This is a genomic window from Micromonospora sp. CNZ285 (assembly GCF_004637285.1).
The window spans coordinates 1,947,646-1,961,273 of sequence record NZ_SPQD01000001.1 but is presented as its reverse complement, the minus strand read 5'-3'; the positions used below and the strand labels follow the sequence as shown (position 1 = coordinate 1,961,273).

Sequence of the window (13,628 nt, the reverse complement as noted above, 5' to 3'; positions counted from 1 at the left end):
CTGCCCTCGGGGATAGACGGAGGTGCGGTGCCACCGTTTCTACAACGTTGGAGAGACTGCTGTAAAGAACCCCCTGACCGTTCGGCGCGGCCCGAACCGTGCCCGTGTCAGCATGGGCCGATGACCACCGGTGCCGACGGCCGCGGACTCGCCGGGTTCGCCGCGCTGCTCGCCGACCCCACCCGGGCCGGCTTCTGCCTGGCCCTGCTCGACGGCCGCGCCTGGACCGCCGGGGAGCTGGCCCGCGCCGCCGGGGTCGCCGCGTCCACCGCGAGCGACCACCTCACCCGGCTGGTCGCCGGCGGCCTGCTGGTCGAGGAGCGGCAGGGCCGCCACCGGTACGTCCGCCTCGCCGACCCGGGCGTCGCCCAGCTCGTCGAGGACCTGGCCGCGCGGGCGCCCGCACCGGCGACCCCGCCCCGCACGTTGCGCGCCGCGTCGGCCGGCGCCGCCCTCGCGTACGCCCGTACCTGCTACGACCACCTGGCCGGGCGGCTCGGCGTGCTCCTGCACGACGCCCTGCTCGACCGTGGTGTGCTCGACCGTTCCGGCGGCCTGGCGCTGACCGGCACCGGAATGTCCTGGCTGGCTGGTCTCGGCGTACCCGTCGAACCGCTGCGCGGCACCCGGCGACCGCTCGTCCGCGACTGCCTGGACTGGACCGAACGGCGTCCGCACCTGGCCGGCGCGGTGGGGGCGGCACTGTGCGGGCGCTTCCTCGACCTCGGCTGGACCGCGCGGGGCACCGGCCGGGCGGTACGGCTCACCCCGGCGGGGCGGGACGCGCTGGCCGAGACGCTCGGGCTCGACCCGGCGCTGCTGGCCCCGCCCGCGTCCCGCGACACCGGCCCGGCGCGCGCCTGACCCGCCCGTGTTCCGCGGCGCCGGTCCCGCCCGCGCCTGACCGCCGGGGGTGCCGGGCCGGATCGTTCGGTCCGGACCGAACTGTCAGCGCTCTACGGTCGGGCGATGGATTCACCGACGATCACGGCTGCTCCGGGCACACCGCCCTGCGGGCCGCCGACCTCAGGCGACGGCGGCTGGGTGGTCACCCGGTACGCGGACGTCATCTCCGTCCTGACCGATCCCCGCTGTGTGGTGCCGCCCGCCGAGGAAGGGCCGGACGGCGGCCTGGCATGGCTGCGCGCCTCGGTGAGCCGGTTCAGTCCGCCGGACCGCCATCCCGCGCGGCGAGCCGTCGGGGTCGCGGCGCTCGACGCGCTCGACCCACGGGAACTGCGCGTGGCCGCGGAACGGCTGACCGGGCAGATTCTCGACCGCGCCGCGACCGGCGAGAACGGCGGTGACCGGGTGGACCTGACAGCTGACCTGGCTCGGCGCGTACCCCTCGTGGTGCTGGCGGAGCGGCTCGGTCTGGCCGACCCGGCGGCGGCCGTCGCGGAGGTGACGGCGGTGGCCGCCGCCTACCACCCGGGCGCCGGTCCGGCGGCGGTGCGCCGGGCGGACCGGGCGGTGGCGGCGCTGCTGGCCATGTCGCCGCCCGCTCCGGCCGAAGTGACCGCGAACCGGCTCGGGCTGCTGGTGCAGGCCGCCGACGCCACCGCCGGGCTGGTCGTGGCCGCCGTCCGGCACGGGCGCGCCGCGCCGGACGGGCTCGGCACCGACGCGCTGCTCGCCGAGGTGCTGCGCCTCGATCCGCCGGTGCGGGTCACCCGCCGGGTCGCCGCCGACCCGCTGAGCCTGGGTGGCCAACCGGTGGGCGCGGGGGAGCGGCTGCTGCTGCGGTTCGACGCCGCCAACCGCGACCCGGCGGCCTTCCCGGAGCCGGACCGCTTCCGCGCCGGCCGGGCGAACGCCGCGCTGACGTTCGGCGCCGGTCCCCGCGGCTGCCCGGGGCAGCGGCACGCGCTCGCCCTGGCCACCGGCGTGGTCGGCGTGCTGCGCCGCCGCTGCCGTCCTGCCGTCCAGACCCCTGACGTCCCGACGAACCTGACTCGAGGTGATCCCGCGATGACCGACAGGTACCGCGCATTCCGTGACCTGCACCGGCCCGGCGAGCCGCTGCTCCTGCCGAACGCCTGGGACCACGCCTCCGCCGCGGCGCTCGCCACCCGGGGCCATCAGGCGATCGGCACGACCAGCCTGGGCGTGGCGGCGGCCGCCGGGCGGCCGGACGCCGTCCGGGCGACCCGCGCCGAGACGCTGGAGCTGGCGTACCGGCTGCGGCGCCTGCCGACGCTGCTGACAGTGGACGTCGAGGACGGCTTCCACGACGACCCGGCCGAGGTGGCGCGCTACGTCGGCGAGCTGGCCGCGCTCGGTGTGGTCGGCGTGAACCTGGAGGACGGCCGCCCGGACGGGCGACTGGCCCCGGCGGAGCACGTCGCCGCCGTGATCGCTGCGGTCCGCGCGGCAGTGCCGCGGATGGTCGTCAACGCCCGCACCGACGCCTGGTGGCTGGGTGTGCCGGCGCCGCTGGACGAGGCGCGGCGACGGGCGGCGGCGTTCCGGGCCGCCGGGGCCGACTGCCTGTTCGTGCCGGGCGCACCGGACGACCTGGTCGGCCCGCTCGCCACCGAAGTGGGGTTGCCGCTGAACGTGCTGTACCGGCCGGGCGGCCCGGACCTGGCCGCCCTCGGGCGGCTCGGCGTGGCCCGGGTCAGCACCGGCTCGCTGCTGTTCCGGACCGCCCTCGGCGCGGCGCTGCACCTGACCGACGCGATCGGCGCCGGGCGCGACGCGGGCCTGCCGCCCCCACCCGGATACGAGGAGGTGCAGGCACTGGTATCGCCGTCCGCCACCTGATCGGGCACTTCGGGGGAGATGGGAGGAATCGCGCCTTCTCGGTCTTTACGGTGTGTGCAGGCCCAATCACGCCGTGTCCTGATCGAGAGGGGACGGAGACCATGCGAGTGCCCAGCCGCAGCCCAGGTCGCCAGCCCGGTCCCGCCGTCACGTCCACCGCTCCCGCCCGGCGGGTGCCCGGCGGCCGGCGCGCCGGCGCCGAGCCGGACCTGTCCGCGTACCGGGCGGCGGTGGCGGAACTCCTGGTCGAGGTGGGCGCGCTCGCCGACGCGCCGTCCACCACCGCCCGCCAGGTGCTGCTCGACCAGCGGCTGCGCGAACCGGCCATCGCCGCCGTCCTCGACGCCACGCCGCAGGGCCTGATCGGCGCCCGGGAGACGCTGCTGCTGGAGATGGCCCGCTACCAGCCCAACGCGCGCAGCTCGGCGCAGGACCTCACCGCGCTGGTCCGCATCTACCTGCTCTCCCGCGTCGACGTGCTCTGGTGGCGGGACAGCCCGACGTTCCTCACCGACGACCAGGTCCGCACCAGCACCGAACTGGTCGACCTGGAATGGCTGCGCCGCCGCGGCCTGCTCGAGTTCCGCTACCAGGAACAGCCCGCCACAGTGGTGGGACGCGGGCTGCGGGCGGTCCGGCGGCGCCTGCGCCCGGACGCCACCCCGCGTACCGCCGGGCTGCTGTTCCGCCGGGCCCGCCGCGAGATGATCGCGTTCCTCAACGACCTCGCCCGCGAGTTCACCGCGATCGCGCCGGACGGCACACCGCCGCTCTGGGTGACCAGCCTGGCCCGCAGCGCCGAGCACCAGTACCGGCTGCGCCGCCTCGGGTACGCGGCGATGGTGCCCAGCGGGCACTGCCTCGGCTGGGCCGCCGACGTCGAACTGGAGTGGTACGACCGCTTCGGCGCCCGCCCGGCGCTGGCCGGACTGCTGCTGGCCCGCCAGGACGCCGGCGAGGTGAACGTGGTCGACGAGGGACAGGCGTGGCACGTGTGTCTCGGCCCGGCCGTCCGCCGGCGCTACCGGCGGGCGTACGAGGCCGAGATGGGGGTGTGACCCGGTGTGCGGCATCGCGCTGAGCATCGGCCCCGAGGCGGACCCGGCGACGTTCCGGCGGATGCTCGCCGCGCTCGCGCCGCGCGGTGAGGTCACCGAGACCCGGCAGGAGAACGGCCTGCTCGCCGGCGTGCGGCGGCTGAAGATCGTGGACCGGGAACGATCCGTGCAGCCGTGGATGTCACCGGACGAGCGGCACCTGCTCTGCTTCAACGGCGAGGTCTTCAACCACCACGAGCTGCGCGCCGAGCTGACCCGGCTCGGGCACCGGTTCATGACCGCGGGCGACACCGAGGTGGTGCTCGCCGCGTTCCGCCAGTGGGGCGAGAACGCGGTCCGGCGGCTGCGCGGCGAGTACGCGTTCGTCATCGTCGAGCGCGACACCGGCCGGGCGTACCTGGCCCGCGACCCGCTCGGCGTCAAGCCGCTGTACTGGTCCCGCCTGCCCGGCTGCCTGCACCTCGCCTCCGAGGTCAAGGCGCTGGTCGGGCACGGCGCGCCGATCGGCGAGGTGGCGCCCGGGCACCACGGCTGGGTCGAGCCCGGCCGCCCGGTCCGGCTGGGCCCGCACGTGGACCTGCTCACCCTCGGCGACGGCCTGCCGGTGATCGACGACCCGGACGAGGCGGCCCTGCTGGTCCGCGTCGCGCTCACCGATGCGATGCGCGCCCGGCTGGACACCGACCTCACCGTCGGCGTGGTGCTCTCCGGCGGCCTGGACAGCTCGCTGGCGCTGCTGCACGCCCGGGAACTGCACCCGGACTGCGTGGCGGTCACCATCGGCGTGCCGGAGAGCCCGGACGTCGCGTACGCCCGGCGGCTCGCCGCCGACCTCGGCGTACCGCACGAGGTGATCGAGCTGCGGCCGCGCGACATCCGGCTCGCCGACGTCCGCGAGGCGATCCGGATCTCCGAGCTGACCGAGTACGGCGACATCATCAACGCCGTCGTCTCGGTGCCGATCTTCCGGCGGCTGCGCGAGCTGGGCGTCCGGGTGGTGCTCACCGGCGACGGCTCCGACGAGTTGTTCGGCGGGTACCCGATGTACCACCGGGTCGGGCCGGAGCGGTCCCGCCGGCTGTTCCTGCACAAGATCCGCAACCTGTGCCGGACCGAGCTGCAACGGGTGGACCGGGCCAGCATGGCGCACGGCGTGGAGGCCCGGGTGCCGTTCCTCGACCTGAGCGTCGTCGAGCTGGCCATGCGGCTGCCGCTGGACGTGAAACTGCGCGACGGGCAGGAGAAGTGGATCGTCCGGCGGGCCTTCGCCGACCTGCTACCCGAGTACGTGCGGCAGCGGCCGAAGAACCCGATGTCGTACTCGTCCGGGCTGCACGAACGGGCCCGCCTCTACAAGCCGCTGTTCGCCCGGCTGCACCGCTCCTTCGGCTACGACCTGCTCGAACCGGTCCGCCGGGACTTCGACAGTGTGCTCACCCGCTGCGGCAACGACCTCGACCGGGCCATCGCCGAGGGCATCGCCCGGCCCGACTACACGGTGCTGGAACACGCCCGGGACCTGGTCGGCGCGGCCCGCTGGAACGCCACCCCGATGGTCCGCCGGCTGGTCAACCCGCGCCGCACCCGAGGCGACGAGGCGCCCCTGCCCGGGTGAGCCCGCGCGGCCTCGTCCGGCCGGCCGGGTGCGCGGCCCGCCGTGCGGGTCAGCGCCGCAGGTCCACGTCGGCGGTCACGCCGGAGACCGGGTCGGCGCAGTGCACAGTCGGCCACGGACGCAACCGTGCGTCCGAGGCGTACCGCCGGGCCAGCTCCCGGCCGGCGGCGGCGTCGCCGCGGTCGGCGGCCACCAGCAGCGTGGCGACCTCGTCGACGAGCGGAAGATCGGCGGCGGTCAGGTCCTCGGTCATCGCCCCGAACTCGTCCCAGAGCAGCACCTCGTCCCTGTGCCGGTGGGCCAGTTCCAGCAGCACGTAGTCGTGGACGAGCCAGTCGCCCCGGATCGGCAGCGACGGGTCCACGCCGTAGGTGTCCGGGTCGATCCGGCCCGCCCGGTACGCCAGCCACACCCGGGCCGCCGACTCGAAGTGCCCCGCCTCCGGGTCGATGTCGTAGCCGTCGAACGGCCAGTCGCCGGCCGGGTCCAGCTCCGGGTCGGCCCAGACCCAGCGCTCGCCGTTCCACCACTCGGCGAGCACGTGGTCGTGGTGCCAGCCGGGCACGAAGTAGCCGGCGAAGCCGACCCGGCTGCGGGCCGGTACGCCGTGCTGACGCAGCGCCGCGACGACGAACAGCGCGTGGTCCCGGCAGCAGCCGGCGACCCGCTCGGTGGCCGGGCGCTCGGCGGTCAGCGGCAGCGGGAACCGGGACTGGTCGGTGTCGAGGATGCGGTCCACCCAGCGCAGGTTCACCTCGGCCTGGCGGACGTCCGGCAGCTCCACGCCGCCGGCGCGGTAGTGGACGATCACGTTGCGGGCGGTCGCCGCGACGGTAGGCAGGTCGGCGGGCACGGCGTCGAGCAGCGCCGCGTGGTGACGGGGATCGCTGTACGGGGAGTGGGCCCGGTAGTCGTCGACATCCATCCGGCCATTGTCGGCACCGGATACGGTCCGCGGGTGCCCGCTCGGCGGCAATCTCGCGGTGCCCGAACGCCAGGTCCGATCACCGCCAGCGCCGCGGCCGGGGCCGCGCCAAGCTGGGACCGTGACGACCACCCGTACCGCGTTCGGAATCCGCCCGCTGCCCGCCGGGACGCTCGCCGAGCTGCGACGCACCGGCCGCGACGCCACCGGGCAGCCGCCTGAGCACCGGCGTGCCACCGGCGGCGAGCCGCTGCGCTGCTGCCTGCGTGACGCCCGGCCGGACGAGGCGCTGCTGCTGTTCGGGTACGCCCCGCCGCTGCCACCGGGCCCGTACCGCGAGGTGGGGCCGGTGTTCGCGCACGCCGCCGGTTGCGCCGGCCCGGACGACGTGACGGCGTACCCGTCGCGGTGGCGCGGACGGGAGCAGGTGCTGCGCGCGTACGACAGCCGGGGCCGCATCGTGGGCGGACGGCGACACGACGGCGGCGATCCGGAGGCGGTGATCGCGGAGCTGTTCGCCGACCCGGCGGTGGACCAGTTGCACAGCCGCAACGTGGTGTACGGCTGCTGGATGTTCGCGATCGTGCGGAGCTGACCGACTCCCGGATGGACATCGGCGCACGCCTCTTCTAGCGTCGCTGTCATGCGGAGGACCCTCATCGCCGGCGGGCTCGCGCTGCTCCTGCTCGCCACGGCCTGCGGGGAGAGCCGGTCCGGTCCACCGGCCGCGGCCGGCTCACCGGCCGCCTCCCGTCAGGACCCGGCTCAGGTCGAGCGGACCCTGGCCAGCCTCCGCAAGATCGACGACCTGCCGATGTACGAGATGACGTACGACGGCGACTACGACCCGACCGCCGGGCTGGCCGGGTCGACGCCACCGAGCCCGTTCGGCTGCTCGCTGTTCGCCGCGCTCGCCGACCGGGACCGGCCGCTGTTCGCCCGCAACTTCGACTGGGAGCCCAATCCCGCGCTGGTGCTGCGCACCGACCCGCCGGACGGGTACGCCTCGATCTCCCTCGTCGACATCTCCTACCTGGGCGTGTCCGCCGACCCGACCGGGGACCGGCGGCTGCTGGACGCACCGCTGCTGCCGTTCGACGGCATGAACGAGCGGGGTCTCGCGGTCGGGCTGGCCGCCGACGACGGGGCACGCGCCGAGCCGGTGCCCGGACTGCCGAAGGTCGGCTCGGTGCGCATCCTGCGCCTGGTGCTCGACTCGGCCGCCACCGTGGACGAGGCGGTCGCCGTGTTCCGGCGCTACAACCTCGACTTCGACGGCGGGCCGCCGCTGCACTACCTGCTGGCCGACGCGACGGGCGCGTCCGCCGTGGTGGAGTTCGTCGACGGGAAGCTCACCGTGGACCGGCGGCAGGGCCCGTGGCAGGCGCTGACCAACGTGCCCGCCGTCGGCGTGCCGGACCGCGAACTGCGCCAGGACCACCGGTACGGGGTGCTGGCGAAGGAGCTGGACCGCACCGGCGGGGTGGTCGACGCGGCCGGTGCGCTGCGGCTGCTCAACGCGGTACGCCAGTCGCACACCCGCTGGTCGGTGACGTACGGGCTGCGCAGCGGCGAGGTGCGCGTGGTCACGGCCGGCGGCGGCACCCGCGACTACCGGCTGCCGATGAGCTGACCAGGGCGCCTGCGGTCCGCGCCGGCGTTACTGTCGGACGATGACGCCCGTGACCCGGCTGGACCCCGTCGTGATCGCCGTCTCGGACTGGCGGGTCGCCACCGACTTCTACCGGGACGTGGCCGGCGCCGAGGTGATCGGCGTCGGCGGCGAGCGCGTCGCGTTCCGGATCGGGCCCACTCAGCTCAGCGTGCACGGGCCGGGGATGGACCTCGCGGGCAACGTCGCCCGCCTGCCCGTCCGCCCCGGCAACAGCGACGTCTGTCTCGTCTGGGACGGGCCGGTCGAGGCGGCGGTGGCGCACCTGCGGCGTCACGGCGTCGAGGTGGAGACGGGGCCGGTCCCGCGGTTCGGCGCCGGCGGCCCCGGCACGAGCGTCTACTTCCGCGACCCCGACGGGAGCCTCCTGGAGTTCATCTCGTACGAGGCGTGACGGGGGCGCTGACGGCGACGGGCCCGGCGTCCCCGCGAGGGGGAGCACCGGGCCCGGCGACGGTCAGCGGGTCACCAGCTCAGGTAACCGGCCTGGGTCTGCACGTTCAGCTCGGGCACCAGCAGGAACTGCGCCAGCCAGGTACGCGGGTCACGCAGCTCCAGCACGTCCAGTCCCTTCTGGATGTCGCTGGAGTAGATGTGGCCGTTGTACCAGTAGGCCGACCAGGACCCGCCGGTACGCAGCTGCGAGGCGTCCAGCGGCCCGCGCTCCCAGTAGGCGATCTCCTTGGGGGTGCGCGAGTCGGTGAAGTCCCACACCGAGATGCCGCCCTGGTACCAGGCCTGGACCATGATGTCGCGGCCGGGAACCGGGATCAGCGAGCCGTTGTGGGCCACGCAGTTCTCCGTGTCCGCGTTGGCTCGGGGGATCTTGTAGTAGCTGCGGAACTCCAGCTTGCGCGCGTCACCACGGCCGGTGATGTCGTAGATGGCGTCCGCGCCGCGGTTCGGGCCGACCACCTCGTTGCAGGTGGCCGCGCCGCCGCCGCCCAGCTCGTCGGTGAAGACGACCTTGGTGCCGGCGTTGTTGAACGTGGCCGAGTGCCAGAACGCGAAGTTCTCCGCGTCGGTGACCCGCTCGATCACCCGGGGCGCCTCGCGGTTGGAGATGTCCAGCAGGATGCCGTCACCCATGCAGGCGCCCGCGGCCAGGTCCTTCGACGGGTACGCGGTGATGTCGTGGCAGCCGGTGGTGGCCGACGACTGACCCGGGATGCCCGGGTAGCCGCCGTCCGGGAACAGGTTCGGCGTGGCGACCACGGAGGCGGTGGTGGGGTTCTTCACCGGCACCTTGACGATGGAGATGGAGTCGTGCGGCGGCTGGCAGTCCGGGAACTCGGCCCGCGGGCTGTACGAGGAGACGTACAGGTAGACGTTCCGCTTGTCCTTGCCGGGCACCAGGGTGTGGGTGTGCGAGCCGCACGCCGTCTCCACCGACTTGATGTAGCGCGGGTTGCGCTTGTCCCGGATGTCGAAGATCTTGATGCCCTCCCAGGACTCCTTCACCGACGCCGGCTGGGTGGTGCTGGCGCAGGAGTCGTCGCTGCGGGAGGAGTCGGTCGACAGGAACAGCAGGTTGCCGTGGACCGAGATGTCGTTCTGCGAGCCGGGGCAGAGCACCTGGGACACGATCGCCGGGCGGCTCGGGCGGGAGACGTCGTAGACGACGAATCCGTCGTAGTTGCCGACGAACGCGTACCGCCCCTGGAAGGCGATGTCGGTGCCGAGGGCGGCAGTGGTGTCGAACGGTGCCTGCTTGGGCAGGTTCGCCACCTGGCGCAGGTTGGGGCTGCTGGAGATCTCGTCGACACCGGGGACGGCGCTGTCCACGGTGGCCGGCGCGGCCTGCGCGCGGGGGATCTCCTGCGCGCTGCTCGGGGGCGCGGTGACGACGCCGGCGAGCAGCAGGCCGGCGGCGGCCAGGCTGACGATCCGGATTCGGGACGTGCGGACGCTGATCATCGGCAACACCCTTCGAAAGGGGGTCATGATTCGCCACACCTTACCTATTTGAGACGGCCATCAATGTGATCCGGGTCACACTTGGGAACTTTCGTCTATGGATAGGATCGCTGTCACCTTGACCGGAGGAGGCGTCGTATGACCAGCCGGCAGGCGCGTGTGTGGGTGGGCGTCACAGCACTGGTGACCCTCGTGGTGGCCGGCGCGCTGGCGCTGACCGGGCGCGAGGACACCCGTACCCCGGAGGCGGCCGGAACCGCCGCGCCGGCCGCGCCGAGCGCGAGCGCCGCCGGGTCGGCGCCGCCGGTGGTGGTACCGGGACGCCCGGGGGAGCCCGCCGCGACCCGCCCGGCCGAGCAGGTCCGGGGCGCCACCACGCCGCGCTGGAACAGCCTCGACGTCTGGTACGTCCGGATGATGATCCCGCACCACGAGCAGGCCCTGGAGATGGCCGCCCTCGCGCCCGAGCGCGCCGCCGACGCGCGGGTGCGCGCCGTCGCCGACCGGATCCGTGCCGCGCAGGGGCCGGAGGTCGGCCTGCTGCGCGCCTGGCTCAGCACGCGCGACCTGCCCGCCGACGTACCCGGGCACGACCACGGCAGCATGCGCGGGATGCAGTCCGCGGAGGCGATGCGGCGGCTCGCCGACGCCCGCGGCGCGGCGTTCGACAAGCTGTTCGTGCAGATGATGTCCGACCACCACCGGGGCGCGATCGTCATGTCCACCGACCTGCTGAAGGTCGGCGTCGACCAGCCGATGCAGGAGTTCGCCACCTCGGTGGCCGTCGAGCAGTCCGCCGAGATCAGCCGCATGCAGGCCCTGCTGACCCGCTGACCTGGGAGCGGGCGGGGGAGGACGCAGGGGCGGGCCTAGGCTGGGGGATCGTGAACCGCCTGATCCTCGGTCGACCGCTGCGGGGTGTCGCGTTCGACGCGGCCGTCTGCGGCCTCGTCGCGTTCTTCGCGCTGTCCGGCTTTGTCGCCGGGCACACCGGGATCCCGGCGACCGCTGTCGGCCTGGCGATGGCGGCGGCGCTGTTCCTCCGGCGTACCCACCCGTCGGCCGTGGGCGCCCTGGTGGCCGCGCTCGCGCTGGTCCAGGTGATCGCCGGCTGGGGCCCGCTCAGCTACGACGTCGCCGTGCTGATCGCCCTCTACAGCGTGGTCAAGTACGCCGACCGGCTCCGCGACGGCATCGCCGCCGGGATCGTCGCCGTGATCGGCGGGGTGCTCGCCGCGCTCCAGACACCCGGCACCGGTCCCTGGTGGATGGGCGCGATCTTCTACAGCCTGATCGTCGGCGCGGTCTTCCTGGCCGGACTGAATCTGCGGACCCGCCGTCTCTACGTGCTCAGCCTGGAGGAACGCGCCGCCACGCTGGAACGGGAACGGGAGGCCGAGGCGCGCGCCGCCGTCGCCGAGGAACGCACCCGCATCGCCCGTGAGCTGCACGACGTGGTCGCCCACAGCATGGCCGTGATGATCGTGCAGGCCGACGGGGTGCGGTTCACGCTCGACCGCGACCCGGCCACCGCCCGGGAGGCGGCCAAGGTGGTCGCCGACACCGGGCGGCAGGCGCTGGAGGAGATGCGGCGGCTGGTCGGCGTACTCCGGGAACCGGACCGCCCGGAGCCGGTGCCGGCGGACGAGCCGGCCGTCGAGCCGGCGCACCGGCGACCCGCGCTGGTGGAACTGCCCGCGTTGCTCGACCGGTTCCGCGCCGCCGGGCTGCGGATCACCTGCGGCGGCGCCGGCACGCCACGGGCGCTGCCGCCCGGCCTGGAGCTGACCGTCTACCGGGTGGTGCAGGAGAGCCTGACCAACGCGCTCAAGCACGCCGGTGTCGGCGCGTCGGTGGAGCTGACGCTGGACTGGGCCGCCGACGCCGTCGTGGTCCGGGCGGTCGACGACGGCGGCGGCGCGCCGGTGGTCCGGCCGGCGCCGTCCGGCGGGCACGGCCTGGTCGGCATGCGGGAACGGGTCGGGGTGTACGACGGCAGCCTCGCCGCCGGCCCCACACTCGCCGGTGGCTGGCGGGTGCAGGCGCGGCTGCCACTGCCGGCGGGCGCCGGCACCGAGGAAGGGAGCGCGGCGGCGTGACCGTGCGGGTGATGATCGTCGACGACCAGATGCTGGTGCGGGCCGGGTTCCGGATGGTGCTCGACTCCCAGCCGGACCTGGAGGTGGTCGGCGAGGCCATCGACGGCGCGGACGCGCTGCGGGTGCTGGACCGGGTCGAGGCCGACGTGGTGGTGATGGACCTGCGGATGCCCACCATGGACGGGGTGGAGGCGACCCGGCGGATCTGCGCCCGCTCGGACGGCGGCGGGCCGCGCGTGCTGGTGCTCACCACGTTCGACACCGAGGCCGACGCGTTCGCCGCGCTGCGCGCCGGGGCGAGCGGGTTCCTGCTCAAGAACGTGCCGCCGGAGGAGCTCATGGCCGCGATCCGGGTGGTGGCCCAGGGCGACTCGGTCGTGGCCCCGTCGATCACCCGGCGGCTGCTCGACCGGTTCGCCGGGCAGCTCGGTCCCGCGCCGGCCGCCGACCCCCGGCTGGCCCAGCTCACCGAGCGGGAGCGCGAGGTGCTGCTGCTCGTGGCGCAGGGGCTCTCCAACGCCGAGATCGCCGCCCGGGTGCACGTCGCGGAGGCGACGGTGAAGACCCACGTGGGCCGCATCCTGGCCAAGCTCCAGCTCCGCGACCGGGTCCAGGCGGTGGTGCTGGCGTACGAGAGCGGCCTGGTCACGCCCGGCGGCTGACCGGCCGTACGCCTCAGGTCGTACGGGTTCCCCCGGTGAGGGACGACCGTGGTCGCACCGAGGTCGAGCGCGCAGGTGGAGATCACCTCAGCGGTGCCGGACCTAGCGTCGGAAGCGTCTTCAGACCGTGTCCGACAGGAGCACCACAGTGTCCGCACCACCGACCACAGGCGTCGCCCTCGCCGCCCGCGCGCTGCGCAGGGAGTACGGCGCCGGCCAGTCCCGCGTCGTCGCGCTCGACGGCGTCGACCTCGACCTGGCCGCCGCCCGGTTCACCGCCGTGATGGGTCCGTCCGGCTCCGGCAAGTCCACACTGCTGCACTGCCTCGCCGGCCTCGACCGGCCGACCGCCGGGGCGGTCCACATCGGCGACGCCGACCTGACGGGCCTGGACGACCGGCGGCTCACCCGGCTGCGCCGGGACCGGATCGGCTTCGTCTTCCAGAAGTTCAACCTGCTGCCCACGCTCACCGCCGAGGAGAACATCGTCCTCCCGCTGGCCATCGCCGGCCGCCGCCCGGACGCGGCCTGGCTGCGTCAGGTGGTGGCCGCGGTGGGCCTGACCGACCGCCTCGGGCACCACCCGGCGGAGCTGTCCGGCGGCCAGCAGCAGCGCGTCGCGGTGGCCCGCGCGCTGATCACCCGGCCGTGGGTGATCTTCGCCGACGAGCCGACCGGCAACCTCGACTCGCGCTCCGGCGCGGAGGTGCTGCGGCTGCTGCGCGAGGCGGTGGACACGCTCGGCCAGACCGTCGTCATGGTCACCCACGACCCGGCCGCCGCCGCGTACGCCGACCGGGTGGTCTTCCTCGCCGACGGCCGGCTGGTCGACGAACTGCACGCGCCGACGGTCGGCGCGGTCCGGGACGCGCTCAGCCGGCTCGACCCGGCCGTCACCCCGGCGGGGCGGTGAC

General features: G+C 74.7%; 13 protein-coding genes. 11 read left to right on the top strand and 2 right to left on the bottom strand.

The window, feature by feature from the left end; genetic code table 11:
- Nucleotides 1–120 precede the first annotated feature (120 nt).
- The 4 genes from CLT75_RS09060 to CLT75_RS09045 all read left to right on the top strand — a co-directional run bounded on the left by CLT75_RS09060 (nt 121) and on the right by CLT75_RS09045 (nt 5,439).
- Nucleotides 121–864 carry a winged helix-turn-helix domain-containing protein gene (locus CLT75_RS09060; protein WP_135240378.1) on the top strand — a complete coding sequence of 248 codons (744 nt, stop codon included), beginning with the start codon at nt 121–123 and terminating at the stop codon, nt 862–864.
- Between the two features lie 105 nt (nt 865–969).
- The gene (locus tag CLT75_RS33090; protein WP_486485102.1) at nt 970–2,766 is read left to right on the top strand and encodes a cytochrome P450; all 1,797 of its coding nucleotides are present in this window, start codon (nt 970–972) and stop codon (nt 2,764–2,766) included.
- A gap of 101 nt (nt 2,767–2,867) precedes the next feature.
- A complete protein-coding gene (locus CLT75_RS09050; protein ID WP_135240377.1) occupies nt 2,868–3,824 on the top strand; it encodes a hypothetical protein in 957 nt (318 codons plus the stop codon).
- 4 nt (nt 3,825–3,828) lie between these two features.
- The gene (locus CLT75_RS09045) at nt 3,829–5,439 is read left to right on the top strand and encodes an asparagine synthase-related protein (protein ID WP_135240376.1); all 1,611 of its coding nucleotides are present in this window, start codon (nt 3,829–3,831) and stop codon (nt 5,437–5,439) included.
- A gap of 49 nt (nt 5,440–5,488) precedes the next feature.
- Here CLT75_RS09045 and CLT75_RS09040 read toward each other — a convergent pair whose 3' ends face one another.
- A complete protein-coding gene (locus CLT75_RS09040; protein ID WP_135240375.1) occupies nt 5,489–6,364 on the bottom strand; it encodes a transglutaminase domain-containing protein in 876 nt (291 codons plus the stop codon).
- A gap of 121 nt (nt 6,365–6,485) precedes the next feature.
- Between CLT75_RS09040 and CLT75_RS09035 the strand changes: the two genes are divergently transcribed.
- The 3 genes from CLT75_RS09035 to CLT75_RS09025 are packed head-to-tail and all read left to right on the top strand — an operon-like array spanning nt 6,486 to nt 8,430.
- Complete coding sequence (locus CLT75_RS09035) at nt 6,486–6,959, top strand: DUF1203 domain-containing protein (RefSeq protein ID WP_135240374.1); 474 nt, start codon at nt 6,486–6,488, stop codon at nt 6,957–6,959.
- Between the two features lie 48 nt (nt 6,960–7,007).
- Nucleotides 7,008–7,997, top strand: a complete 990-nt coding sequence (locus tag CLT75_RS09030; RefSeq protein WP_135240373.1) for a carcinine hydrolase/isopenicillin-N N-acyltransferase family protein — start codon at nt 7,008–7,010, stop codon at nt 7,995–7,997.
- A 40-nt stretch (nt 7,998–8,037) separates the two neighbouring features.
- Nucleotides 8,038–8,430, top strand: a complete 393-nt coding sequence (locus CLT75_RS09025; protein ID WP_135240372.1) for a VOC family protein — start codon at nt 8,038–8,040, stop codon at nt 8,428–8,430.
- Nucleotides 8,431–8,501: 71 nt separating this feature from the next.
- On the opposite strand, the gene CLT75_RS09020 is transcribed toward CLT75_RS09025, so the two are convergent.
- Nucleotides 8,502–9,953: an LVIVD repeat-containing protein gene (locus CLT75_RS09020; RefSeq protein ID WP_135240371.1), complete on the bottom strand. Its 1,452-nt coding sequence runs from the start codon at nt 9,951–9,953 to the stop codon at nt 8,502–8,504.
- A 138-nt stretch (nt 9,954–10,091) separates the two neighbouring features.
- Here CLT75_RS09020 and CLT75_RS09015 point away from each other — a divergent pair, with 138 nt between their 5' ends.
- From CLT75_RS09015 to CLT75_RS09000, 4 genes are all read left to right on the top strand, one after another.
- A complete protein-coding gene (locus CLT75_RS09015) occupies nt 10,092–10,787 on the top strand; it encodes a DUF305 domain-containing protein (RefSeq protein WP_135240370.1) in 696 nt (231 codons plus the stop codon).
- 50 nt (nt 10,788–10,837) lie between these two features.
- A complete protein-coding gene (locus tag CLT75_RS09010; protein ID WP_486485101.1) occupies nt 10,838–12,052 on the top strand; it encodes a sensor histidine kinase in 1,215 nt (404 codons plus the stop codon).
- The gene (locus CLT75_RS09005) at nt 12,049–12,714 is read left to right on the top strand and encodes a response regulator transcription factor (protein WP_135240369.1); all 666 of its coding nucleotides are present in this window, start codon (nt 12,049–12,051) and stop codon (nt 12,712–12,714) included. Before CLT75_RS09010 ends, CLT75_RS09005 begins: the two co-directional genes overlap by 4 nt.
- A gap of 148 nt (nt 12,715–12,862) precedes the next feature.
- The gene (locus CLT75_RS09000) at nt 12,863–13,627 is read left to right on the top strand and encodes an ABC transporter ATP-binding protein (RefSeq protein ID WP_135240368.1); all 765 of its coding nucleotides are present in this window, start codon (nt 12,863–12,865) and stop codon (nt 13,625–13,627) included.
- Nucleotide 13,628: the final 1 nt, after the last annotated feature.

Coding starts and splice junctions, on each gene's coding strand:
- CLT75_RS09030 (WP_135240373.1), top strand. CDS start 7,008: ATGCGGAGGACCCTCATCGCCGGCGGGCTCGCGCTGCTCCTGCTCGCC.
- CLT75_RS09020 (WP_135240371.1), bottom strand. CDS start 9,953: ATGATCAGCGTCCGCACGTCCCGAATCCGGATCGTCAGCCTGGCCGCC.
- CLT75_RS09060 (WP_135240378.1), top strand. CDS start 121: ATGACCACCGGTGCCGACGGCCGCGGACTCGCCGGGTTCGCCGCGCTG.
- CLT75_RS09025 (WP_135240372.1), top strand. CDS start 8,038: ATGACGCCCGTGACCCGGCTGGACCCCGTCGTGATCGCCGTCTCGGAC.
- CLT75_RS09040 (WP_135240375.1), bottom strand. CDS start 6,364: ATGGATGTCGACGACTACCGGGCCCACTCCCCGTACAGCGATCCCCGT.
- CLT75_RS09015 (WP_135240370.1), top strand. CDS start 10,092: ATGACCAGCCGGCAGGCGCGTGTGTGGGTGGGCGTCACAGCACTGGTG.
- CLT75_RS09050 (WP_135240377.1), top strand. CDS start 2,868: ATGCGAGTGCCCAGCCGCAGCCCAGGTCGCCAGCCCGGTCCCGCCGTC.
- CLT75_RS33090 (WP_486485102.1), top strand. CDS start 970: ATGGATTCACCGACGATCACGGCTGCTCCGGGCACACCGCCCTGCGGG.